Genomic DNA, 25244 nt, shown 5'->3' with positions numbered 1-25244 from the left:
ATAATTCCCTGAAAACACTAACTTTTTTAATAACTCATTGTGTTTTGATTTAATGTTCCATTTGCGGTTTAATGATCATTGACTGGAGAATTGTCAATTATTCCCTGTTTGGAATCTTTTTTGCAGGGAAATGTTTCCCAATCAAAAAGAATAACCCTGTTTGTATACTGGCTAAAGTATTACTATAATTCTTTTTGAACTTTTTAACACTATAAAAATGATTATTAAAGTATTTAAAGGTTATATAAAGCTTTTTGGATTAATAATAAAGTTGGATTGACCTTTGGGATCAATTCAGTTTATTAAACCATTTTTGAAATAAATTCAAGTATCCTAAACTGTTTATTTGATCTGAAAATCCAGGTACATGAGTAATAATTTTCTGGTTAAAAAAAGATGTGACCTTACTAATTTTCAATCCGGGGAAAAGGAGTATTATATAAAACGGTCAGTACTGATGAATCTTTAAATAACCTGCTTCCGCAACATATTTATATAACCTCTAACCCACTGATAAATTACCAATTGAGAAAAACGGAGATGATAATGTGGCACAATTAGGTGGACAAGGACAAGGACAACCTATTATTATAATGCCTGAAGGCTCTTCCCGAGTATTAGGAAGGGACGCTCAGAGAATGAACATTATGGCCGGAAAAGTACTGGCTGAAACCGTTAGAACAACTCTAGGCCCACGAGGAATGGATAAAATGCTCGTGGATGGTTTAGGTGACATTGTGGTCACCAATGACGGTGTAACTATCCTCAAAGAAATGGACATCGAGCATCCTGCCGCTAAAATGCTAGTGGAAGTTGCCAAAACCCAGGAAGACGAAGTGGGAGACGGAACAACCACTGCGGTTATCATTGCTGGAGAACTACTCAAAAAGGCAGAAGACCTCCTGGACCAGGAGATACACCCCACCACCCTGGTGATGGGATACCGCAAAGCTGCAGCAAAATCACAGGAACTCTTAAACCAGATAGCTATTGATGCCAGTGACCGTGAAACCCTCTGCATGGTAGCCATGACGGCCATGACTGGTAAAGGAACTGAAAAAGCACGAGGACCACTGGCTGAACTGGTAGTGGATGCCGTACTCCAGGTGGAAGAAGACGGTGAAGTGGACACCGACCACATTAACATCCAGAGAATACAGGGAGCAACAGTCCACGATTCCCAGATCGTCAACGGGGTGGTTATCGACAAAAGCAGGGCAACCAATGCCATGCCTAAAAACCTAGAAAATGCTAAAATAGCACTTTTAAAATACCCAATAGAAGTCAAAGACCTGGAAACTGACGCCAAAATCAAACTCACTGACCCCGCCCAGATGCAGGCCTTCTTAGACCAGGAAGAACAGATGGTAAAGGATATGGTGGACAAGGTCGTGGAAAGCGGTGCCAATGTCATATTCTGTCAGAAAGGAATAGACGACCTGGCACAGCACTTGCTCGCCAGAGAAGGAATTATGGCCCTCAAACGGGTAAGGAAATCCGATATGGAACGTATGGCCAAGGCCACTGGAGCACGTCTGGTAACCAACATTAACGAGCTCTCTCCAGAAGACCTGGGACACGCCGGTCACGTCTACGAGAAGAAGATCTTCGATGAAATACTCACCTTTGTGGAAGAATGTGATGATCCTAAGGCGGTATCCGTCATCCTCCGAGGAAGTACCCGACACGTAGCTGAAGAAGTTGAAAGAGCAGTAGAAGACGCTATTGGAGTAGTTTCTGCAACCGTGGAAGATGGTCAGGTAGTAGCTGGTGGTGGAGCCCCAGAAGTGGCAATTGCCAAAGGACTCCGGGACTACGCCGACACCATCAGTGGCCGTGAACAGTTAGCAATTGCTGCTTTTGCTGAAGCCCTGGAAATCGTCCCTAAAACCCTGGCTGAAAATGCTGGAATTGACCAGATCGACGCCCTGGTGGACATGCGAGCCGCCCAGGAACAGAGTTTCTACATGGGACTGGATGTATTCCAACGTGATGTGGTAGACATGAAAGAAGCCCACGTCATTGAACCTAAACGGGTTAAAAAACAGGCCATCCAGTCAGCTGCCGAAGCAGCAGAAATGATCCTGCGGATCGACGACATGATCGCCTCATCTGGCTCTGGTGAACCAGACATGGGTGATATGGGTGGAATGCCTGGTGGAATGCCACCAATGATGTAAGTCTTCCGACTTACCTCTCCCATTTTTTCTTCTTTTTTAAAATTCAGGTAATTTATTGTTTTTCAGATATTAACATATTCATATTTAATTTTTGATTAATATAGGAGTTATTGATAATTTAATCAAGAAAATAAGCTTTATTTTTCGTTTTTAAAAAACACGGTAGGTTTTAAATTCTTTATTAAGTTTTTAATATCTTTATTAGGTTTTTTAAATATCTTTATTAGGTACCCCTAACTTTTATATAGTATTAAACTAAAACTTTATTTAGGTGTACCTAAATGTCTTCTGGAAATACTTTAAGTGAAAATGCCGAGGAATACATGGAAGTTCTCTATAAACTATCTTTAAAGGAACGACCAGTTAAAACTACCAAAATATCTACCATGCTAAATGTATCACCGGCCAGTGTAACCCAGATGATAAAAAAATTACAAAAAGAGGGTTACGTTGATTATTCCCCCTATAAGGGTGTCACCCTTACTGAGGAAGGATATAAAATTGCTTCCAAGATCACCAGAAAGCACCGACTTCTGGAGAGATTCCTCCACGATGTGCTTAAAATAAAAAAGGATAAAGTCCATGACCAGGCCTGTGAAATGGAACACGTGCTTTCCGATGATGCGGAACGAGCATTATGCCAGCTCCTGGAAAACCCAGATGAATGCCCGGATGATGAAGAATTGATACCTGTGTGTGACTTCCAGTTTGAAACCTGTGAAGAATGCCGTAAACGGCGGCAAGAAGAAGTTAACGAGGTTGGAAAACGTGATAAGAACCTGGTCTCCATTACAGACATGAAAAAGAATGAAAAAGGTAAAGTCTCTTTTATCCGGGGAGATTACAAAGTCATACGCCGACTGATGGACATGGGAATAACCATGGGCGCCCATATAGCCGTCCTGGAAGTTGCTCCATTTAAGGGACCAATTCAATTATTAGTACGAGGATCTAACCTTGCACTGGGAAGGGATATCGCTAAAAACGTTTTTGTAGAGATAATCAGAGAAGACACAGTCCCATCTAAAGGAGCCCTATCATATGGTTAAACTTCCGGAATGCATTGAAAAATCAGAATACGAAAAAAACATTTCATCGGAAACCCAAGAAGTAAAAATTGAACCAGCGGATATTACCATAGCCCTGGCCGGAAATGCCAATGTGGGTAAAAGTGTTATTTTTAACAATTTAACTGGTTCAGAGCAGGTAGTAGGGAACTGGCCAGGGAAAACAGTGGACCTTGCTGAGGGAACTTTTCATTATAATGGCCAAAAATTACATATAATCGATTTACCGGGTATATACTCTTTTTCCACATTTTCCATGGAAGAAATCGTTTCCAGGGAATACATTGCCCACGAAAAACCAGAGGTGGTTATCAATGTCCTGGATGGTTCAGTACTGGAGAGAAACCTTTTTTTCACCCTGCAGCTAATGGAAATGGGAGTTCCTCTGGTGGTTTGTGTTAACCAGATGGACATTGCCCGCCAGAAGGGATTTCACATTGACACCGAAAAATTGGAAAAAGCCCTGGGTGTCCCGGTGGTCCCCACGGTAGCCATACATGGTGAGGGATTACAAAAACTGGTAGAAAAGGCCATTGACGTGGCCCAAACCAGGAAAGTAGTAGAAGTCCCGGTTGAATATGGCGGTGAAGTGGAAAGGGTAGTTAAACAACTGGAAGAATTCCTGGATAACGAGGGCCTTGACCTGGGATATTCCAATAGATGGGTAGCCATTAAACTTTTAGAAAATGACCCTGAAATTAATAAACAGGTGGAATCCATATCAGAACGTGCAATCCAATACTCCACCTATCTCGCCCTTGAACTGGAGAAAATCCATGATGAACCTTCCTTTTCCATAATTGCCTCAGAACGTTATGCCCTGGCCAGCAGGATCGCGGCCGGAGCTCAAAAACAGGATAAATATAAACCTACACTATCTGAAAAACTGGATAAAATTCTTATACATCCCTTATTTGGATATTTCACCTCGGCACTGGTGATACTTGGTCTTTTAATCTGGACCTTTGTTCTGGGAAACTTCCTATCCGAGATCATCACCGAAGCAATGAGTTTCTTCCAACCAGTGGATGCTGCCCTATCTGGTCCAGTAATTGCTGTACTATGGAACGGGGCCTTTGGAGGATTCGTAGCAGGGGTCACGTTGATCGTGCCCTTTGTCATCCCCTTCTACATTCTGCTTTCGTATATCGAGAATTCTGGTCTCCTAACCAGGGTGGCCTTTATGATGGACAGTTTTATGCAGAAAATTGGTCTGCATGGTAAGGCACTGATACCCCTGATACTGGGATACGGTTGTAGTGTCCCGGCCATTGACAGTACCAAAATCCTGGAGACCCGGAGGGAAAGATTACTGGCCGCATTTGCCATAACATTTGCCCCCTGCTCGGCCAGAACCATAATCATACTGAGCCTAGTGGCCATCTTTGTCAGCATATGGTGGGCTCTGGCCCTTTATGTTCTGGATATAATCATAATATTTATAATGGGAAAACTGGCTCTCAAGGCCATGCCGGGTGAGGCCACGGGTTTGATCATGGAGATGCATGCCCTGAGGCTGCCATCCACATCCACCATTCTTAAACAAACCTGGAACCGTACAAAATCCCTGATCTATCTGGTGTTCCCAGTTTTCATTGCCGGAAGTGCGTTAATTCAAGTATTATACGTGCTGGGCATACTGGGACCTATAAGTAATTTCATGGCACCATTAACAGTGGGATGGCTTTTACTACCTTCCTTTGCAGGAATACTCTTGATTGTGGGTGTAGTCCGTAAAGAATTTGTTCTCTTAACTCTGGTGTCATTTGTAGGGACAGATCTATCCCTGGCACTAACTCCAGTCCAGTTTATTGTCCTGGCATTAATAGGAATGTTGTACATACCTTGTCTTTCCACCATTAGCATATTAATCCGGGAATTTGGATTGAAAGCAGCCAGTGTTATCTCTGCCGCCAATTTAATAACCGCCTTTATAGTAGGAGGAATAGCAGCCCATTTGCTGTCGTTCATCCTTTGATGTTCTTCTTTTTCCCATAGCAAGTTATTTATTTAGTATGGAAGTAAGTTTAGTAGTTCACTAAAATTGAAAAAAAATTAGTATCAAAAAGTGTTGTATCAATAAAAATGAGTTTAGTATCAAAAATGTTTTGAGATTAGGTGATAAAAAAATGAAATGGTCATTAATTGCAATTGCCATTCTGGTGGTGATTGTAGGTTATTCTGTGGTTACTGTATCCAGTGGCCCTTTAGCTCCTTTAGGTAGAATTTCATTCGTTAAAGTGGGAAATCCTGACTTTTATCCTGGGCATCCTCATTCAGAACTTCTGGTCCAATACGCCAAGGAGAAAAATTCCAATTGTGCCTTGATCTGCCACTTTGCCGGGAGTTCCAACTACCGTAGTTATCAGGACGGGGATGTGTTCATAATTGAACTGGGGCTCATTGACACCCAGGGTACGGGAGCAGCGGACCCTACCAATTACGGGGACTCCATAAAGTTAGCATTGTTCGGAGCTCCTGACGATCGATACAAGTACAAGTCCGATGGTATTGTTTTTGATACCTATGATGAGGCCATGAACCATGTATACACCCTGGCTAAAGAACACAACCAGACTGGACCTCTCCCCATAGCTTGGCACGGTAATGCCCGACAGGGTAATGCAGTTCTAATCCAGGGATGTGGATTCCCACTGTACTTCCACGTCCTACAGAAAACCTACGGGATGATCCCCGCCTATCTGTACACATTAAATGGAATGATCTTCCCTCATATGAATAATCCCTACCGTAATTTTGAATTGGGCCATGCCACTGAGTTACAACAACTTTACAATGAGGGTGAACTGGATTACACCTAATTTAGGGAACATTTTAAGGCAAACTCAGTTTATATGCTGAGTTTAACTTTCTTTTTTTTACCAAAAATCAATTTATAATGATTAATCATAATTTATAATGATTAATAATAGTAATATATATATAGTTAGAGTAACTTAGTAATTACATTCATTAAAAAATGGAATATCTAACTAAAGGGCGGATGAAAATGGTACGGGATACAGCAGTCCTTCTGGATGAAAGAAGGGTTTTCGAACCAAAAGAAGAGATTCTAAATAGAGCCCACGTGAAAAATTGGGAAAAAGAAATTGAAAAAGGTAAAGACCTGGAAAAATACTGGGCAGAAAAGGCAGAACAATTCGAATGGTTCCAGAAATGGGACCAGGTCCTGGATGAAAGTAATAAACCATTCTACCAGTGGTTTGTAGGAGGTAAAATTAACCTAGCCTACAATGCCGTGGACAGATGGATCGAAACCGAAAAACGCAACCAGGTGGCAATCCTATACATCAACGAACGTGGAGAAGAGAAAAAAATCACCTTCTACGAGTTATATGTACAGGTGAATAAACTGGCCAATGCCCTCAAAAATTTGGGGGTGAAAAAAGGAGACACAGTTTCCATGTACCTCCCCATGTGCCCCGAGTTATTAATATCCATACTGGCCTGTAACAAGATCGGAGCAGTTCACAGCGTGGTATACTCCGGGCTCAGTGTCGGTGCATTTGTGGAGCGCATGAACGATGCCAAGGCCAAAGTACTGTTCACTGCCGATGGAACCTACCGAAGGGGTAAAATCATCGACCTTAAAGCCATAGCTGATGAAGCAATACTGCAATGCCCCACCATTGAAACCATAGTGGTGGTCAACCACACCGGAAAACCCATCCAGATATCAGAACTATCTGGAAGGGAAATCTTCTACGAACGACTGGTAGATGGTGAACCCGCCTACTGTGAACCAGAATGGATGGATTCCGAAGACCCCCTCTTTATATTATACACATCCGGAAGTACCGGGAAACCCAAAGGAGTACTACACACCACCGCCGGATACATGGTAGGAGTGGCCACCACCCTCCGCGACATATTCGATATACACGAAAACGACCTCTGGTGGTGCACTGGGGACATCGGATGGATCACCGGACACAGCTATGTTATCTACGGACCCCTGCTTCTGGGTACCACCACGGTGGTCTACGAGGGAGCACCAGACTACCCTGACCCGGGGGTGTGGTGGAAGATTGTGGAAAAATACGGGGTGACCAAATTCTACACAGCTCCCACAGCCATCAGACACCTTATGAGATTCGGAACCAGATACACCAATCTTTACAACCTGGAATCCCTCCGCATCCTGGGAACAGTGGGAGAACCCATAAACCCCGAGGCCTGGATGTGGTACTACAAAAATGTGGGTAAAGAAAACTGTCCCATAATGGATACCTGGTGGCAAACTGAAACTGGAATGCACCTCATATCACCAATACCTGCAGCCTCCCTGAAACCAGGATCAGCAACCCTTCCCTTCCCGGGAATAGATGCCGATGTGGTGGACGAAGAGGGAAACTCTGTACCAGTAGGCAAAGGAGGATATCTGGTCATTAAAAAACCATGGCCATCCATGTTCCGCACCCTGTACAAGGATGAAGAAAGATTCAAAGATGTTTACTGGAACGCTTTCCCTGGATACATCTACAAGGCCGGTGATATGGCCCGTAAAGATGAGGAAGGATACTTCTGGATACAGGGACGCAGTGATGATGTTTTAAAAATTGCTGGGCACCGTATAGGTTCTGCTGAAGTGGAATCAGCCTTTGTAGGACACCCGGCAGTAGCCGAAGCTGCGGTCATTGGTAAATCCGACCCCATTAAGGGGGAAGTAATCAAGGCCTTCATCATCCTCCGCGAAGGATACGAACTCAAAACCCAGCTCATAGAAGACCTTAAAAAGCACGTCCGCTACGAACTGGGACCAGTAGCTGTACTGGGAGAGATAGTACAGGTGGACAAACTACCCAAAACCCGGAGCGGTAAGATAATGCGCCGTATCCTACGGGCCCAGGAAAAGGGTGAAGATCTGGGAGACACTTCCACCCTGGAAGAATAATGTCCCCCAGTTTTTTTTAAAGCTGGTAAAAAAAATTCATAATTCCAAAAAAAGGAGATGATTTGAATAAATTTGCCCCTAAGGGGTGTGATAGTATGGAAGATGAGAAAAAATCTGTCTTAATAGAAGATCTAACTGCAAATCCAGCACCACTGGGACTGTTGGGGTTTGGTTTGACCACCGTGTTACTGAACATACATAACGCTGGGTTTATCCCCCTCAACAGTATGATCCTAGCTATGGGAATAGCTTACGGGGGAATTGCCCAGATAATGGCCTGTGCCATGGAATACAAAAAGGGAAACACCTTCGGAACTGTGGCTTTCGGATCCTACGGCCTCTTCTGGTGGAGTTTCGTCCTTCTCCTGGTACTCCCCAAGATGGGACTGGCTACTGCACCGGATAAACTATCCTTGGCGGCCTACCTCTTCATGTGGGGACTGTTCACTCTGGTGATGTTCATTGGCACCCTCAAGTTAAGCCGTGGATTGCAAGTGGTCTTCCTTTCACTGGCCATATTGTTCTTCCTACTGGCACTGGGAGATATAACTGGAAACGCCACCATAACCTTAATAGCCGGTTATGAGGGCATATTCACTGGTTTTAGTGCCGTGTATGTGGGACTGGCCCAGGTTCTCAATGAAACCTATGGAAAGGATGTGTTGCCCACCTAAAGTCGCACCACCTAAATTAATTCACATTTATTTGAATAGCTAACCGCCTCCAGCTATTTAAATATAGTTTACTTCCTCTGGTATTTACTGGAGGAAGTTTTTTCTTTTATCGGACCTAAAAACTTGAAAAGACTAGAAACTTGAAATTAATTAAAATATTAATTTAAAAATTTATAGGATTATAAAATTCATAACCACTTTCCCAATATTGTTGTATCCCTATAACAAAATAGGATAATAATTTGAAAAATAAGTAATGGAATTATTTTATCCATTAAACATCTATTTTAAATCCCAAATCCACTTCACTGGCTGGTTTTCCCCCGCGGATACCCCAATTATCCATGGGGGGTTCCAGTAGGATAATCAAAATATCGTACCCATCAATACCTGGATTTTCACCTAAATTCTTCACAATCGCCTGATAAAGCTTCTTTTTAGCATTAAATGAACGTCCCGGGAACATTGTAATCTGGATCATGGTCACGGCATCGGTGCGATCCGGTGGACATTCAAAGTCCTCCATATCCAGTTCATATATCCGTTGGAAACGGTCACTGTCTGGAATTCCCAGGGCATCCACCAGTGCCTGGTGTACACCATCCAGAATCGCCTTTTTATATTCTGAGGAAAATCCTTTACGAATTTCTATTTTTACTAGTGGAAACATTTTTATAGCCTCTAATTCTTATTTTACAATTGTAATCATAATTATTTATAGATTTTTATCTTTCAAGACCATTTTTTTCTGAATTGTAAATTAGAGCTAATGATCTAGAGAAGAACATGTAGATGTAAGGGGTAATAATTAATGAATCAATTAATTTTATGGATAGATAATTGTGAATTAAGATTGAAAATATAAACATAAGAAATATTCCTATTAATAATACTAATAAAGTAATTACACTTGCTAAAAAGTACCAGGAATAAAATTTAATCCATCCTATATTTTTTATTTTATCAAATATTGCTTTCAATTTAAAGGCGTAACTCCATTTGCCATCATTGTTAGCCATATTGGTAATTGCTATTAAAGATATCGGGAAGATTATTAAGCAATATAACATATAAACAAAAAAAGTTGTGGCATACCCTTGTAATAACCATGTGGCATACCCCTGTAAATATATTTGTGCTATTGCACCAATTATAACGATAATAAAGTCGGGTAAGTATAAATAATAATTGATTAAAGGTAGGTTTAATATTATTAAAGGTAAAGTTGCCGGTATTGAATATATTAAGCTTACACAAGTTACTTTAAATCCATTTTTGAATAGTTTAACCCACTTCCTAAATTTAGGTAGTTCCCTGGTATCTTTTAAGGAATATTGAATAATTTTGAAAAAATATCCACTAATAAAACAGTTGATCAATAAAGCAATAATTAAAAATGGATAAGTGAAACCATTCTGTAAATTAATTGGAACCATATCATGCGGAATTGTATAAATTACAACTATAAAGCCCAAAATAAGAATTTTCTTCCAATCTAAAAAAGGATATTTAATAGAGTTTATTATAATTTCTTTGATATTCATCAAGATCATCGGATTCATTTATAAAATGGATATAAATTATATTTATTTCTTATTTTATAATACCCTATTTACAAGGGCATGTTATCATCCAACATTTCATTGATTAAGTGAGACCACATGTTTAGCCAGTCTCTTGGCCAGGGCCAGGATGGTGAGAACTGGTGGGGCACCTGGTGCCCGGGGGAAAACACTGGCATCAGCCACGAACAGGTTTTCAATTTCTGTTTCCAGGTTTTTGTCCACTACTTCTCCCACGGCCGCTGTGCCCCCGGGGTGGGCTCCCCGGGCTGGAGTGGAAACCAGAGTATCCGGGCTAACACCGGCCTCGGTGAGTATGGCCCCAGCAGCAGCGCATCCTTCAGCCATTAAACCCACATCCTGGGAGGTGCTCTGTTTGAACACACCACTCGCATCCACACGACCGGAGGATTCATCGGGTATCTTGACCATTATTCCCAGTATATCCTTTTCTGTTACCTGGTTTGGGGATGTCAGCAAACTGGAATAATGTGGAGATAGTATGAATCTCTTCTCCTTTTTATACAATCCATTCATGGATACTTCCTTATAAAAATTAATACCCGGTAGTACACCACCTACCGTGACAAAAGTGTCTACAAATAAGCGCTCACCCGCAGTTAAACCAGCTGATCTTAATAATCGGGGAGTTTCAATTGCCCCGGAACATAATATAACTGTATCTGCAATGTATTCCTTTTTAACTCCATTTTCAGAGTTTAATATCTCTACACCTTTAACCTGCCCTGCAGGGGTCATGATCCGGGTTATTGGACTGTTATCCACAATATGAGCTCCGTGCTTTTCAGCTTCAGCCAGATATTCCAGGGAACTCCACTTGGCATTGCGTGGACAACCAAAGGCGCACTTACCACAGGGTACACATTCTGCGGGATTAATGAATTTGGGCATTTTCTCCATGGTTAACCCCAGTGAAGCAGAGGCTTCCATGATCTTCATGGTGCCTTCTCCAAAATGAGTGTCTGGCAGAGGACCTACCTTCAATTCTGCCTCTACTTCCTCAAATTCACCGGAAAGATCAATTCCTAACTTTTGAAATTCCTGCTGGCAGGTTCGAACGGCATTTCCGGCAGTTACCAGGGTGGTGCCTCCCAGACAGGTGGTTTTAAGAAGTTCCACCCCTACATCCAGGTTGTCGTAACACTGAAATGCCTTTTCACTGGGAACACTACTACCCTTCTCAATTAGAGTGACATCCATCCCCTGAATGGCTAGTTCCCGGGCAACAGTTGCCCCACCAGCTCCTGATCCAACCACAATTATGTTATTCATAAATATCACTGTATTAAAATTAATAAGGAATTATCTGCGGTTAAGGGTTCTTCTCTGGGGTTTTTGTTTCCTTTTAATGATCCTTTTGGGTCTTTCACTGATCCGGGGATTTTTGGGTTTATCCTGGGATTTGAAAAGTTTATCTGCGAAATAACCACCAATGGATCCAAACAATCCATAGATAATCACACTAACCATCAGTCCCAGAACCAGGGTGAAAAGACCGTCAACAGCATAACCCACTCCTATGGTCACGGCATTGGGGAGCTGATATGGTAAATCTGGGGGAGTGAACAGGCAGATTACAAAGTAAAGGAGGGCCAATAAAATTGCTGCCAGTGCACCAACTTTATAACTGGCGTCTTCATCTTTGGTAAGGAAAACGGCTACAAATCCCACTATAACCAGGGCAAATACGCCCCCCACATTAAAAAAAGCCATTATAAGGCCCAGTATCATGCTGGTTAAAATGGCCATTTCCATACTGAAGTTTGGCATCTACATATCCCTCTATCAGAATTTATTTCCTAAATTCAATTAAAACTACTATTCCAATCTTCACCTTAATCTATCTATGCTGACTCTATAAGTATATTAGGGTTTATAAGGCTTTCCATTAGGTTTGTATAAAGATTTCAGAACAGAGGACAGAGAGAAGGATTCAAAGTCCATATCTTACTTTGAATACTGTGGATAAGAAAAGGTTAATAGAATAAAAAGAACAGAATAAATTACAATGACAGATTCCATGAAAATAACCCGCAGTGTAGAAGATTATCTGGAGGCCATGTACTCATTGCAGCAGGAACAGGGAGCCATTAGAGTGAAAGATGTGGCCGAGATCTTGGGAGTAAAACCTCCTAGCGTGGTTGAGGCTGTTAAAAAGCTTTCAAAAATGAACATGGTTTCCTACGAGCGTTATGGCACAATTGAACTAATGGATGATGGAATCAAAATTGCCCAGGAGGTAAGCTGCCGTCACCACCTGCTCAAGGACTTCCTGGTATTGATGGGTGTGGATCCGGAAATAGCAGAAGATGATGCCTGTTCCATGGAACATGTGATGGATGTTTCCACCATAAGCAAATTACGGAAATTCGTGGAATTCAATGATCTCTTCCCTGATGCCTGTAATTACATGGAAAAATTCCGGGAATACGCCGAAAAAGGAACCATGGTCAGTGAAACTAAATTGTAACTAGATCTATGGTAATTCTGAAGGATATGTTTATAAGGGGGATAAACAATGGGATTGTTCGATTTCAACCCTGATGTGGCTAAGCTTGAAAGTGAGGGGAATGTTAACGGTCTTATAAAAGCACTACAGAAAAGTGACAGTAAAAATCGAGCCACTGCTGCCCGGGCTCTGGGAAAATTTAAGGACAAAAAAGTAGTTAAAGCCATTATTGGGGCGTTAAATGATGGGGATAGTGATGTACGGTGGAATGCTGCCAGTTCCCTGGGAAAAATAGGTGACAGTGAAGCTACTCCCTTCCTTTTACAATCTCTTCGCGATGAAAAATGGTATGTTCGTCAGCACACTGCCGAGGCACTGGGGGAAATTGGTGATGAACGGGCACTCCTACCTCTATTAGAATCACTCAAGGATGAAAGGATCAGAAACACCGTAGCCCTGGCCCTGGGCCGTTTAGGTGATCCAAGGGCCGTTGATCAGTTACTGGAAGCACTTAAAGTGGAGGATTTCAGCTTCCGCAGTGCAGCTGAAGAAGCTCTGGGCATGATCGGTGATGAAAAAGCAGTACCGGACTTAATCGAGGCATTGAAAGATGAGGACGTGAGTGTACGCCGGCATGCCGCAGGAGCACTGGGGAAAATTGGAGATGAACGGGCTATTAAGCCCCTTTTAAATGCCATGGACGATGAAAAATGGTACGTACGCCTCCAGGTGGAAGAGGCAATACAGGATCTCAACACTCGTTTGAAGGAAAAGAAAAAATAGATTCACAGAAAAATAGATTCACAAAAATTCTCTTATTCTAGTGGCAATTTTATCACGCACCTCAGGGGATATATCCTTAAGGGGCCGGGGATGCATGTGGCCAAAATGAGGGTCATCGAAGATATGCCCGGCAAAATCTACTTCATGATTATAGCGGGGTATGAAATGCCAGTGTAACTGTGGTTCGGGGGTTCCATCCAGATAGAAGGTGTTCATAAGACAACCCCAGTTAAATAGGGTGGCGTCAAAGGCAGTTTTAACTGCTCCTTCCATACTTTCTAACAGACTGATAAAATCATCCCATTCCTCCCGGGAAAGACCAGTCAAAGTACGTTGTTCTCTTTTTAAGGCCACCACACAGGTGCCCAGGTTACTCTGGTTGGGAGCCAGAAACACGATCCAGTGTTCAGTTTCAACCAGGGGGTCACCAAAGTTATATTCATCCAGTTTCTCACAGTAAGGACATTCAATACTCATCTATCCATCTCCCTCTCTTCACGGTATATTGTACAATTTTATATTCCCTCATCTGTTGTACATTTATATTCCCGCATTTTCATTTCCAATATTTTATATCAATACAACAATTCTCGAGTTTAATTTTTATTTTTCAATTTACATGTGATAAATATGTTATAATATTAAAAGGAGATTTATATTACTGTATTAAGAAATTTATCTCCTTTTAAAGGTTGTATCATAATTTTGAGAGGATAAAGGAAATGGCAAAACCAATCACCGTCACCATCCCCGCCAGGTTGTGGGTCTGGGAAAAAGCCTCGGGTATCATGGTATCCACCACCATGGCCAGTATACCCCCGGCAGCTATGGCCAGGGTAACCGCCATCACTTCTACGGGTAGCTGACTGAATACAGAATAACCCAAAAGGGAAGATATGGCCGTGATAATGGTAATTACCAGCCACAGGGAGAATACTTTTCGGGGAGACCAACCATCCCTTTTCATCCCTGCCGAACTGGAAAGGCCTTCTGGTATGTTGGATAAAAATATGGCAACCACAGTGGCCGTGCTCACTGCTCCCCCACCGATCATGGTCAGACCAATGGCAATTGATTCCGGGATTCCATCAATAACCGAACCAGCGGCAATGGCCATGGCACCATTAGCATCCTCATATTCCTCAGGTTTAACTGATCGTTTCCGGTGTTTGGCACCCTTACGTGCCAGGTAAAGGTTGGTGATGGTGAAAATAAGGGCACCGATGATAAATCCAGCCACCAGATGGGGTGCACCTCCCAGTGTATAGGCTTCGTCCAGAAGTTCAAAGGACACCGCTGACATGAGAACCCCGGCACCAAAGGCCATGGTGGTGGCAATCAGACGTTTGGGAAGTTGGAAATAATAACCAAAGACGGCCCCCAAAAGAAGTGCAGATCCAGCCACAAAACCCCATATCCCCGCCATAATTAAACTGGAAAACATAAAAATCACTAAGTTCACATTCAAAATATCTCGATCATTTCCCTAACTGGTACTACCTGAACAATAACTATCAATAACTATTATTTTAATTACTCCACATCTTTATTTAAATTTCTTAAATAATTTGCCTCAAACAATTCACACCATCCACCTTACTTCCACCCTAACTGAGATCTCCCTATAAATGGAGGGTTTAGTGTTCCATAATTTTGGGGAAAGGGCCAATCCTAAATAGAGGGTGCAAGATAATATTAAAGAATATGTATACTATCGGGAAATGCTTACAATTATAGGGCAGGTAAAAATCAATGGATTCAACCCCAAAAAACACTGCAGAAGTATCTGTGGAAAGGTGTGCACTGGTCCTGGTAATCATCGGTTCTGTACTGATACCATTCATGGGATCATCCCTAAGTTTAATTCTCCCCCTTATCCAGAATGAACTGGCGGTGAACATACTGCTCCTGGGATGGATACCCACAGCCTTTACCCTGGCTAACGCTGCACTGGTACTGCCCTTTGGCCGGCTGGCGGATATACACGGCCGTAAAAAAATATTCACTGCTGGTTTTGTAGTTTACACCCTGGCATCTCTGCTGGCCAGTGTTTCCACTTCGGGGCTGGCCCTGATTATTTTCAGTTTCCTGCAGGGAGCAGGATGTGCCCTGATATTCGCCACCGGGGTGGCCCTTTTGATCTCCATTTTTCCCCCGGAAAAAAGGGGCCGAGTACTGGGGATTGAGATCAGTGCGGTGTATATTGGCCTATTCCTGGGACCCCTCCTGGGAGGTTTTCTGGCCCAGAGTTTAGGTTGGAGGAGTATTTTTCTCATAAACGTGCCTATTGGCCTATTTGCCCTGGTCCTGTTATTAACCCGGTTTAAAGGAGAGTGGAAGGGTTCGGAAGGTGAAAAATTCGACCTGGTGGGGTCACTGATCTATGCACTTTCCCTTTCCAGTTTAATGTACGGGTTCTCCGCCCTAAACGAGGTTACAGGGAAAGTGTTTCTCCTTTCTGGTTTGGTGGGGATGGCACTCTTCTTTAGAGTAATTAAGGACTCCCCTAATCCTATTATTTCCCTTAAAATTTTTAAAAACAAACTTACCCGTTTTTCAGGGTCCGCTCTTCTCCTGGTGACCATTGGAACCTCGGCAATGTGGACACTCCTCAGCCTTTACCTGCAGAACCTGCGGGGTCTGGACACCATTAGCACCGCCTTGATCCTGGCGGTCCAGCCACTGGCCGTGGCCCTCTTATCTCCAGTGGTGGGGCGCTGGATTGACAAAAGAGATAATAAAAGAATTATTCTCTTAGGAGCAGTTGTATGCACCATAGGATTATTAATTCTCGCCTTTTCGGGTCTTGAAACTCCCCTCTTCCAGGTAGTTGTCGGATTACTCCTGGTCGGTGTGGGATTAGGTTTGTTTTCAGCACCTACCAATCAAAATTTCCTGGGATCATTAACCAGTAAATTCTACGGTGTGGGATCCGCCACCCTCTCCACCATGATTTTCATTGGCCAGACCCTGAGCCTGGGAATCCTTTTGTTAATCTTAACGGGCTTCCTGGGCAATGTGGAAATAGCACCTTCCAATTATCCCCTCTTCATGGAAGGCCTTAATGTATCCTTCTATATATTTGCCGCCATCAGTGCATTAGGGGCAGTTTTAACATATATAGGGGTGTATAGGTCAGATGCACGTGTGAATAATTAATATCGTGCGGATAATGTTTTAAGGGTACTAAAAAAATTTGATGATAGACTTATAATCCCCAATAAATTGAGTAAATAATATGATAAGCTGAGTAAATAATGACTAGTAGAACGAAATAATTATTATCCATATTACTTTAACTGATCTTACGGGTCCTGAAAATTAAAGGATAGATGCATGAGGTGGTATAATTGAAAGAAACTTCTAACCCTGAAGATAAGGGAAATAAAAAGGATTTTTTTAAAAATTTGTTGAAAGAAAAGAAACCACACAAATCAGAATTTATTGTAGCCATAATAGCTAATCTGATCTTCCTGTATATTGTAAACAATCTTCTCTCCTGGAATCTGAGTTTCATAGCCCCTTCTTTCCAGGAAGTTTTGTGGATATTTAACCTCTCCATTGGTGCTTCCATAGTAGGGAATATACTCTTCTTAATATATCACCCCGGATGGTTCCGAAGCTTAATTAAAATAATACTAAATATTCTGTCATTTATGGTGGCCTACTACCTGTATGTGGTGTTCCCCTTTATATTAAGCAGCGGAATAACCGTACTGGTGAAAATAGTTCTTATACTGGTAATGGTAGTGCTGGTGATAGCTAACCTGGTGGAGGTTGTAAAACTCATTTTAGGTTTATTGAAACGTGAATAAATCTTATTAAATTCATAAATAAACAGTAGGGGATTAATGTTCTTAAATTCACCAGTTATACAGGTTTAGCCCTAAACAATCTTTTCACCCGGTACTCAACTTCCAGTTTAATGGCCCTGACCAGTTCCTCCAGTGGCTCATCTTCCCATGGTTCAGCCACACTCAACAGTGAATGGAAATAGAGCAGTGAACTATCCTCCGGGTCTACCTTAAAATCACCATCATCCCTAAGGGCGGACTGATCAATCTGGGATATCTCTTCCAGTGAAAGGGTGACCTTAAGTTGCACATCCCATCCCCTATCCGACTCCTTTAAAGAACCAACATCAATCTGCATTTTCCACCAACTTTCTTTTTTAACAATCAGAATCCATAATCCTATTTTTATTTTATCCTCTTTTTCACAATAATCCTCTTTTTCACAAGATTATCTCTCTAACCTTTTTTTACTAATAACTGCTTACTGATTAATTCTTTACGACTAAACTTTTTGCCAAGTAAACTCATTACACCGCTCAACAATCTTATTTCCAGTATCGTTTTACAAACCCAGGGTACGTTTAAACCCATTAACCACGTCCCGGGCTGATCTTATAAGGGGGTTTTTAACCTCCGGGGGTGATTTCATACTCTCCAGGCGGTCGATACGGAAATATATGGGGGGATGAGGGTCGAAGTTAACCCAGGAGGGGAGTCTGGTGGGAGATATCCTTTCGGCATGGAGGCGCTGGTAACCAATTTTACGCAGAGCATTGGCCAGGACCTGGGGTTGGCCAATCTTCATGGCGGATAGAAGATCGGCCCGGGTTTCAAAGAATTTAGCCACGAAGAATATAACTCCCAGGGCCACAATCAGGTAAATAAATGGAGATAGAGCTACCAGGGGGAATAGTATGGTGAATCTCATTAAGAATTCAGCGGAAATTATGCTGAAAAGAATCAGGGGGTCTCTTCCAGATAGATGACCCATTTCATGACCAATTACCGATAAAATTTCATCCTCTTCCAGTTGCACCAGAAGTCCGGTGGTTATGAGCACTAATCCCCGGTTAGGGCTGGGTCCGGTGGCAGCGGCATTGGGTATCATGGTGTTACTCACGGCCACCTGGGGCATGGCAATGTTGAACTTACTGGCGGCCTCCTGCACTATGCTGTAAACATCAACCACCTTGGACACCTTCAAATCAGGCTGACAGTGGAAACCATACTCCTGGAATGTTTCTTCACCCAGTTCACAGGTGGGAGTTAGTCCCACCCCCAGGCTTTTCTGGTAAATCTCCTCCTTCATTTTAATGATAATATTTTCATTGAATTTCTCCTGGAATTTCTGGTATTCTTCCAGGGGTAACTGGTACTCCAGGATATGCACCCGGGGATTATCAGAGGTAATCCTCCAGTCACTGGTCCTAAGCAGTAAACGGTCGGAAAAAAGGACAATTACAAACTGAAGGGCTAATATAGCAATAATAGCTGCTATTATGCCCAGTAAAAGGAAAAGAACCAGGTTAACTCCAAAAAATAAGAGGTAAATCAGGATCATATTGCTTCCAAACATACGAAAGGAGGCCTTTTTACGGCGGGTGGGAGGTGCTTCCGGTATGATATCCTCGCCCTCCACCCAGGCAAAATAGAGGGTGGACTGGCGAATTGCATCCTCAAAGGTGTGAAGACCAATCAGTATATCCTCTTTAAGGACATCCAGTTCATGGTCTAAATTGGGGGTTGTACTGGTGGTGGTAAACTTGACCTGGAAGGGATTAGTTGCCCGGATTTTAATCCTAGCTTCCCATTTATTCTCCGGATCGGTGGCAGTGTAAGATAGAACTCCCACTCCATCCTCCACAGTTTTAGAAACATTTTTAAACAAATCTGGTTGAGGCAGTAGATAAAATTTATGTAAAAAATCCAGTGCTTCTTCCAGATGCATTTTCGAGAGTTCGGTGTCAATTAACAAGTCTGTTTCCAACATGCTCTCCCCAACCACTCTTTTAGCAAATTCTAAAGTTCATTATCACTGCAACATTCTCCTATCAATGCCACTAAGTATGTATCCCCAATTTAATATATTCTACTATATTCTGATTTAGACATCTTAAATGGAGCTAGTGATGATACAAATGTCCATTAATCTATAAATACTCAAATTCTATTATTTCTACGTAGTATGGAATGATACCAAGACTGTTATGTAATTATCAAGAGTATTATGCGATTATTAAGGTCATTATATTATTTTATCTTTCTTGGGGCTTTTAAAGAATCTAAAAAAGCATTAAGTAGGGTAAAGGGGGTAAATGATTATTTTTAATATGTTGAATAATAATTATAGTTCTTATATTATTATAACAGTGAAATATTTTTAATATAAGCTCTGAAATTCATATCATGAAACTGGTGGAAGAAAAAAACCCGGACACTCCACGTGTACTAGAGATTATCAATGAAGGACTATCCAAAAGGGCAGTTATCACCATCATGGCCTGTTGTCGTGTTGATTATGATGGGAGGGCTGTTAGCCGCCTGGGATTGGGAGACAGGATCATTTTAATTAAATCAGATGGTTCATTCATCATCCACCAGGACCGGAACCTGGACCCGGTCAACTGGCAGCCACCCAAAACCAAAGTAACTGCTGATATTTACCAGGGGATGGTTAAAATAAAGGGTGTTAGACGAAACCCCTCTGAATCATTGGAAGTTAAAATCCTGCAAACCCACATGATATCCTACTTCATAGGCGAAGATTCAGAAAGCCTGGAACTGGCAGGATACGAGGCCAACATGGGGGACCTAATTTTCAAAGACCCGGAAGTATTTGAAAAGGGATTCCGCCCTACTTCCCGTGAATACCATACACCACAGGGCTTTATTGACATACTGGGAAAGGACCAGGATGGGAACATCACTATTTTGGAGCTTAAAAGCCGGAAGGCAGGTACCAATGCGGTTAAACAGTTAAGGCGCTACGTGGACTGCTTCAGTGACCATAAAGAAAAAGTCCGGGGGGTGCTGGTTGCTCCATCAGCTACGGATGATGCCCTGGAATTACTGGAAGAACAGGGAATGGAATTCAAAGCCCTTGAACCGCCCCGAGAGTTGGGTACCGATAAAGTGGTTACCCTAGAAAACTTCTTTGGACGCAGTAGTTCGGAATAAAACTGTATTATATTTTTTATTACTATTCTTTTTAGAATTAGTTTTTAGCATTTGTCCTTAATTACAATTCATTTTTTCCTGATTTTTGGTGGTAAGGGACTAATACCATCAAACATCAATTATATACTATGCCTAGTCAGGAAGTGGATGTGGTAAAACTACCGCACCGGGGCCTGGCATTAATTGCCAGCGACCTTCACGGAAACCTAAAAGACTTCCATAAACTACTCCAAATATGGCAGAATACACCAGTTAAAGATAAGCACCTCATTTTCACTGGAGATTTCATCCATGCCATGGGCACCAAAGAAGCAGATAATTCCCTGGAATTACTGGAAGAAATCCAGTTAGACTGCAAGAAATATCCCGGTTTCCACCTCTTACTGGGAAACCATGAGTGGGCAACCATAACCGGTAATCCAATTTACAAGGGTGGAGTTAACCAAAGTCTTATTTTTGAAAAACTCTTAAAAGACAAGTATGGCAGTCGATGGAAGGTCAAACTCGCTGAATATAGTCATTTTTTTAAAAAACTTCCCGTAGCAGTTAAAACATCAAAGGGAGTTTTTATTAGTCATTCAGGCCCTCCTGAGAATGTTAAATCACTACGGCAGATAATGAACATAACCCGAAGGGGGTATTCGGCTAACCAGTCCCTTTTTGAGCTTCTGTGGAGACGTTACCATGATTATAGTAAGCAGGATGTGGACCAGTTCCTGGAAGCAGTGGGCTGCCAGGCCATGATCGTAGGCCACACACCAGTGGATGGCTATAAACTATACGGAAATCAGCTGATCATATCCTCCAGTTACACTAAAGGTAGAAAAGCGTATGTGGAACTGGACCTGAAAAAAGATATTAGCAATGGCGGCGATCTTAAGAAAATGGTAAGATACCTCCGTTGAGAGCAAATTTCATGAGAGCAAATTCTTTAAACAGAACAGGTTTTACTGTTTGGGCCACGGAATTGTCGAGGGATGGTCCGGTAACTTTCTTCTCCACATTCTGGGCACTTAACTGGTTTTTTTAATTCTAAAATTACTTTATCCTCCCCGTGGCCACAGACACCCCTGAATTTTTGTCTCTTCCACTCCACAGGGGTGTTTGAGGGAATAGGAAAGCGGTGCCTGCATTTTGTATTCCGACAAACCACGTACCAGTCTTCAGTTTTATTTTCACCCATCTAACCACCATCCCCTATTTCCATATTATTCCCATATAATTCATTGAATTTTTCCTAAACACCATAGAATAATGATTTAGTTATAATTAAAGATCCCTTACCAGCAGGGCCAGTTGATTGAGGTTCCGGACCTCGTGTATCTCGGCACCAGCATCACGGTAATGGGAAACACAGCTATCCACCACATCCCATTTTTTTCTCTCCTCAGGGTTGAGTATCATCACCTTCCGGCACTTACGACTCATCTTCTCCACCAGCTCCGCACTCTGTGGTATCCCATCTACCTTGGGACCAGCCCAGTCCCGGCAATCAGTGAGAATCATGAGGGTGGAACGGCGGTTAAGTTGAGCCTTACCTAAAAAGGATTCAAAGGCCTGGTACATGTTGCTGGTCCCGTGGACCATGAGATTCTTATGTAAAATATCCCGAACCTTGATAAAAGCTTCCATCATGTCGGGTTCAGCCATGGCACTGGTGGTTTCCACGCAACGATTGTCAAAATCAAATACCCGAACCCGGCGGAAGGAATTCTGGGCAGCGTAGAGCAGACAGAAAAACCAGTTACTGATCCAGTCACAGGAACCACTCACATCATTTAAAAAGAAGTGTTGGTTCTTTTTAATCCGGGGTTTGCTTTTAACCAGGTCAATAAGGGCCCCGCCATTTTGAAGATTTTTACGGATGGTACGCCGTACATCGGGGCGCATGATCTTTGCCTGGCGCTGGCGCCGGCTACGCACCAGGGCAATTTTTTTACCCATCTTCTGACACAACAGGAAAAGTTCCGGTTCAAAGGAATTCAGGGTGTTAATATCCCGCCTGAGAAGTTCGGAATCACTGGGTGTTTCCTCTTTATAATCCTCCAGTGGGGGATGGTAATTGAATTCACTGGAATGTATCTCCGGAGCCTTTACTTCGCTGTTATCATCTTCCTGGTTAGTGATGACCCATTTCTGTGAACTTTTTGACCAGACATTTTTATCAGAGGCCTTGCTTGAAGTGCCTTCATCTCCTTCTTCCTCTCCATCAGCAACAACCCCTTCAAAGAACTCATCAAAAACCTGGTTAAACGATTCCCTCTGTCTCTGTTCTTTGACATACACTGCGGCCAGTGCTGACTTGAAGAGTGGATCTTCCTCATCTATTAATTTAGAAACTTCTTTACCGGCATGGGTACTTCGGATACTGACGGGAATCCCCTTCTCGCGCAAAGTACCAGAAAATGCAACTATCTTATCCATATAACCCTCACTTGAATATCCGGGTATTCACCTTTTCACGGTCTTCCTCTGATTTTAAAACCACCTGGACAGTTTTCTCCAGGGTTTCATCACTAGAATCATCACCTGAAGTTAAAAGCAGGGTACGTATCCAGTCCACTGTTCCCCGAATAGATGGTATCTTCATTAGCTCCAGTTTCCTGATCCTCTGCATGATCCCCACCACTTTCTCCACCAGTTCGTGGGGTGCTTCTGGTACCAGGGACTTAACAATTTCCATTTCCCTCTCCAGGGTAGGATAATCAATATAAAGGAAAAGGCACCGATCTCTGGTTTCGTCTAAAAGCATTCTCTGGGAATTGGAAGTTAAAACAACCACCAGATCGTTTTTTAGGGTGAATGTTCCCAGATCATTTACCGTGATCTCTTTTTCACCCAGAGCCTGGAGAAGGAAGCTTTCCACCTCCTCATCAGCCTTATCAATTTCATCAATCAGTAACACTGCAGGAACCGGGTTAATGAAGGCCTGTAGCAGTGGTCTTTTAATAAAAAATTCCTCACAAAACACATCCTGTTCAGTCTCTTTAAGACGGGACATCTCCAGATGGAGTAACTGTTTCTGATAGTTCCATTCTCCCACCATCTGTTCAAAGGTTATGCCCTCGTAACATTGCACCCTGAAAAAATCCCTACCCAAAGCCTGGGAAATAGACTTGGCCAGTTGGGTTTTACCAGTCCCCGGGGGACCCTCCACCAGGATGGGTTTTCCCAGTTCAAGGGAGAGGTAGAGGATGGTGATTATATTATCATCGGGAATGTAACGGGCACCCACCAGGGCATCCCTGATGTAATCGATGCTGTAAACACCTTTTTTAGTGGTACCGGACTTCGTATTAATTTTGATGTTAGTTACCTCCATAAACTTTAAAGTACCTGTTTAAAATTGTAAACTGGATCGTTTAGAAAAATTGTTTCCATACAGTATATATGTATCTGGTCCTACAAAAGATGAACCCTATCTGATTTTATACCAACCTTTCCGACCTTAACTTTTCTTATTTTATTTTACCAGATTTTTATCCGGGTTATGGTGATAACTAAATGATTTAATGGGATCTATAGAATTAATCCACTATCATGAGACACAAAACTTAAATAGGCCAATTTTATTAAATTATTCCCATATGCCTTATTTGATTTGCCCGAGTTGTGGTGGCTACTACCAGTTGGAAGAGGATGAATCCCCGGAAGATTTTGATGAATGTCAATGTGGGGGTAAGCTATATTACTCAGAAACCAAGCCCGGTCGGAGCAGACTAAAGTTTTACGGAACTTTATCCCTTATAGTCATTATAACCATGGCTGCTGTGGGCTTTTTTGTTTTCCTGGCACCCTATTTCAACGATCCTGTATCCGCACCAACAGTTCTTGCTTCTGATTACCGTGGATCAGTCAGTAAGGAGGTCATAACCTCAGCTAACGCCACATCCAATGACACTGCTAGTAAAAAGACCGTAGCGGTTATCACGGGAATGCATCCCCGGGAGAAACTTTCCATTCGCACAGCTTCCGATGTGGTTAACCAGTACAGTTTATCCTCGGATCAGGCCATTGTTCATTACATAGTTAACGTGACCAATAACCCGGATAATTATGTTACCGGCCGTGAAAGTGGAGAGGGACTGGTATCACAGTACGTGATTGCCGATATCAAGAAATCCAATATCGATGCAGTGATCATATGCCACGATCATGCCCCTGGTTATGGTCGGGGTTACTTCATAGCCACACCTAAAATGGACTCTCCATCGGTGGCCATTGGTGATCTCGTGGAACAAAAACTGCCGGAATTCACTTACTACCGTTCCAGTGCCAATGCCGAGCATGGTTCTTCTACAATTACGGTATCCAATCCATTGGCGTCAGCAGGTATCCGCACAGTTGTCTATGAAATACCAGAGTGGGCATCCTATAACCAGGCCTATCAGGAAACTAAAAAACTTTTATCTATCTGTTTCCAGGCTATTTAAACTTAATAACGGTGATTTTTCTTTTTATTTAAGTTTTTAGGTTGTAACTTGTCCTTATTTTAAAAAGCACTGATTTTTTTAGAAAATATACCAAATCAGCAATATAATTTTTCAATAAAATTTGATATTGTTTAACAATTACCACCTAAAACGTAATGATGGTGTTTACCTCGGTATAAGTGGTATTTT

Annotated in this window: 24 protein-coding genes; 13 read left to right on the top strand and 11 right to left on the bottom strand. The window is 42.3% G+C overall.

Annotated features, from left to right (window positions below):
- Positions 1 to 593: 593 nt before the first annotated feature.
- The 6 genes from thsA (at position 594) to QC759_RS05845 (ending at position 8836) form a co-directional block, all read left to right on the top strand.
- Positions 594 to 2180: a thermosome subunit alpha gene (thsA, locus tag QC759_RS05870; protein ID WP_081944569.1), complete on the top strand. Its 1587-nt coding sequence runs from the start codon at positions 594 to 596 to the stop codon at positions 2178 to 2180.
- Positions 2181 to 2461: 281 nt separating this feature from the next.
- Positions 2462 to 3229, top strand: a complete 768-nt coding sequence (locus QC759_RS05865; protein ID WP_048073329.1) for a metal-dependent transcriptional regulator — start codon at positions 2462 to 2464, stop codon at positions 3227 to 3229.
- Positions 3222 to 5225, top strand: a complete 2004-nt coding sequence (gene feoB / locus QC759_RS05860) for a ferrous iron transport protein B (protein ID WP_052660004.1) — start codon at positions 3222 to 3224, stop codon at positions 5223 to 5225. Before QC759_RS05865 ends, feoB begins: the two co-directional genes overlap by 8 nt.
- 151 nt (positions 5226 to 5376) lie before the next feature.
- A complete protein-coding gene (locus tag QC759_RS05855) occupies positions 5377 to 6069 on the top strand; it encodes a hypothetical protein (protein WP_048073328.1) in 693 nt (230 codons plus the stop codon).
- 188 nt (positions 6070 to 6257) lie between these two features.
- Entirely contained in the window at positions 6258 to 8162 is a 1905-nt protein-coding gene (gene acs / locus QC759_RS05850) for an acetate--CoA ligase (RefSeq protein ID WP_048073327.1), read from the top strand.
- A gap of 95 nt (positions 8163 to 8257) precedes the next feature.
- Positions 8258 to 8836, top strand: a complete 579-nt coding sequence (locus QC759_RS05845; protein ID WP_048073948.1) for an acetate uptake transporter — start codon at positions 8258 to 8260, stop codon at positions 8834 to 8836.
- A 274-nt stretch (positions 8837 to 9110) separates the two neighbouring features.
- Here the strand turns inward: QC759_RS05845 and QC759_RS05840 are convergent, their stop codons facing one another.
- From QC759_RS05840 to QC759_RS05825, 4 genes are all read right to left on the bottom strand, one after another.
- Entirely contained in the window at positions 9111 to 9506 is a 396-nt protein-coding gene (locus QC759_RS05840; protein ID WP_048073326.1) for a tautomerase family protein, read from the bottom strand.
- Between the two features lie 55 nt (positions 9507 to 9561).
- A complete protein-coding gene (locus tag QC759_RS05835; protein ID WP_048073325.1) occupies positions 9562 to 10380 on the bottom strand; it encodes a DUF4013 domain-containing protein in 819 nt (272 codons plus the stop codon).
- Between the two features lie 96 nt (positions 10381 to 10476).
- Positions 10477 to 11691 (bottom strand): FAD-dependent oxidoreductase, encoded by a 1215-nt coding sequence (locus tag QC759_RS05830; RefSeq protein WP_048073324.1) that lies wholly within the window; start codon positions 11689 to 11691, stop codon positions 10477 to 10479.
- Positions 11692 to 11721: 30 nt separating this feature from the next.
- Positions 11722 to 12189 (bottom strand): hypothetical protein, encoded by a 468-nt coding sequence (locus QC759_RS05825; RefSeq protein ID WP_048073323.1) that lies wholly within the window; start codon positions 12187 to 12189, stop codon positions 11722 to 11724.
- A gap of 238 nt (positions 12190 to 12427) precedes the next feature.
- Here QC759_RS05825 and QC759_RS05820 point away from each other — a divergent pair, with 238 nt between their 5' ends.
- Together QC759_RS05820 and QC759_RS05815 are read left to right on the top strand one after the other, a co-directional pair.
- Positions 12428 to 12889 carry a metal-dependent transcriptional regulator gene (locus tag QC759_RS05820; protein ID WP_231553393.1) on the top strand — a complete coding sequence of 154 codons (462 nt, stop codon included), beginning with the start codon at positions 12428 to 12430 and terminating at the stop codon, positions 12887 to 12889.
- A gap of 48 nt (positions 12890 to 12937) precedes the next feature.
- Positions 12938 to 13651, top strand: a complete 714-nt coding sequence (locus tag QC759_RS05815; protein ID WP_048073322.1) for a HEAT repeat domain-containing protein — start codon at positions 12938 to 12940, stop codon at positions 13649 to 13651.
- An 18-nt stretch (positions 13652 to 13669) separates the two neighbouring features.
- On the opposite strand, the gene QC759_RS05810 is transcribed toward QC759_RS05815, so the two are convergent.
- Complete coding sequence (locus QC759_RS05810; RefSeq protein WP_048073321.1) at positions 13670 to 14128, bottom strand: HIT family protein; 459 nt, start codon at positions 14126 to 14128, stop codon at positions 13670 to 13672.
- 220 nt (positions 14129 to 14348) lie between these two features.
- Positions 14349 to 15095 (bottom strand): ZIP family metal transporter, encoded by a 747-nt coding sequence (locus tag QC759_RS05805; RefSeq protein ID WP_048073320.1) that lies wholly within the window; start codon positions 15093 to 15095, stop codon positions 14349 to 14351.
- 308 nt (positions 15096 to 15403) lie between these two features.
- Here QC759_RS05805 and QC759_RS05800 point away from each other — a divergent pair, with 308 nt between their 5' ends.
- Together QC759_RS05800 and QC759_RS05795 are read left to right on the top strand one after the other, a co-directional pair.
- Positions 15404 to 16810 carry an MFS transporter gene (locus QC759_RS05800; protein ID WP_048073319.1) on the top strand — a complete coding sequence of 469 codons (1407 nt, stop codon included), beginning with the start codon at positions 15404 to 15406 and terminating at the stop codon, positions 16808 to 16810.
- A 191-nt stretch (positions 16811 to 17001) separates the two neighbouring features.
- Positions 17002 to 17466 (top strand): hypothetical protein, encoded by a 465-nt coding sequence (locus QC759_RS05795; RefSeq protein ID WP_048073318.1) that lies wholly within the window; start codon positions 17002 to 17004, stop codon positions 17464 to 17466.
- A 55-nt stretch (positions 17467 to 17521) separates the two neighbouring features.
- On the opposite strand, the gene QC759_RS05790 is transcribed toward QC759_RS05795, so the two are convergent.
- Entirely contained in the window at positions 17522 to 17803 is a 282-nt protein-coding gene (locus QC759_RS05790; RefSeq protein ID WP_048073317.1) for a hypothetical protein, read from the bottom strand.
- Between the two features lie 204 nt (positions 17804 to 18007).
- On the bottom strand, positions 18008 to 19435 hold the full coding sequence (locus QC759_RS05785) for a M48 family metallopeptidase (protein ID WP_048073316.1): 1428 nt from the start codon (positions 19433 to 19435) through the stop codon (positions 18008 to 18010).
- Positions 19436 to 19851: 416 nt separating this feature from the next.
- Here QC759_RS05785 and nucS point away from each other — a divergent pair, with 416 nt between their 5' ends.
- Together nucS and QC759_RS05775 are read left to right on the top strand one after the other, a co-directional pair.
- Complete coding sequence (nucS, locus tag QC759_RS05780) at positions 19852 to 20622, top strand: endonuclease NucS (protein WP_048073315.1); 771 nt, start codon at positions 19852 to 19854, stop codon at positions 20620 to 20622.
- A 128-nt stretch (positions 20623 to 20750) separates the two neighbouring features.
- Positions 20751 to 21527: a metallophosphoesterase gene (locus tag QC759_RS05775; RefSeq protein WP_048073314.1), complete on the top strand. Its 777-nt coding sequence runs from the start codon at positions 20751 to 20753 to the stop codon at positions 21525 to 21527.
- 26 nt (positions 21528 to 21553) lie between these two features.
- On the opposite strand, the gene QC759_RS05770 is transcribed toward QC759_RS05775, so the two are convergent.
- The 3 genes from QC759_RS05770 to QC759_RS05760 all read right to left on the bottom strand — a co-directional run bounded on the left by QC759_RS05770 (position 21554) and on the right by QC759_RS05760 (position 23944).
- Complete coding sequence (locus QC759_RS05770) at positions 21554 to 21805, bottom strand: hypothetical protein (RefSeq protein ID WP_048073313.1); 252 nt, start codon at positions 21803 to 21805, stop codon at positions 21554 to 21556.
- Positions 21806 to 21891: 86 nt separating this feature from the next.
- Positions 21892 to 23046: a vWA domain-containing protein gene (locus QC759_RS05765; protein ID WP_048073312.1), complete on the bottom strand. Its 1155-nt coding sequence runs from the start codon at positions 23044 to 23046 to the stop codon at positions 21892 to 21894.
- 7 nt (positions 23047 to 23053) lie between these two features.
- Positions 23054 to 23944 carry an AAA family ATPase gene (locus tag QC759_RS05760; RefSeq protein ID WP_081944568.1) on the bottom strand — a complete coding sequence of 297 codons (891 nt, stop codon included), beginning with the start codon at positions 23942 to 23944 and terminating at the stop codon, positions 23054 to 23056.
- 307 nt (positions 23945 to 24251) lie between these two features.
- Here QC759_RS05760 and QC759_RS05755 point away from each other — a divergent pair, with 307 nt between their 5' ends.
- Positions 24252 to 25055 (top strand): hypothetical protein, encoded by an 804-nt coding sequence (locus QC759_RS05755; protein ID WP_279845309.1) that lies wholly within the window; start codon positions 24252 to 24254, stop codon positions 25053 to 25055.
- The last annotated feature ends 189 nt before the right edge of the window (positions 25056 to 25244 follow it).

Origin of the sequence: Methanobacterium formicicum (assembly GCF_029848115.1) — an archaeon.
Classification (GTDB): Archaea; Methanobacteriota; Methanobacteria; order Methanobacteriales; family Methanobacteriaceae; genus Methanobacterium; species Methanobacterium formicicum.
Note: the sequence above shows the minus strand (reverse complement) of the source record. Positions and strands in the feature narration are given on the sequence as shown.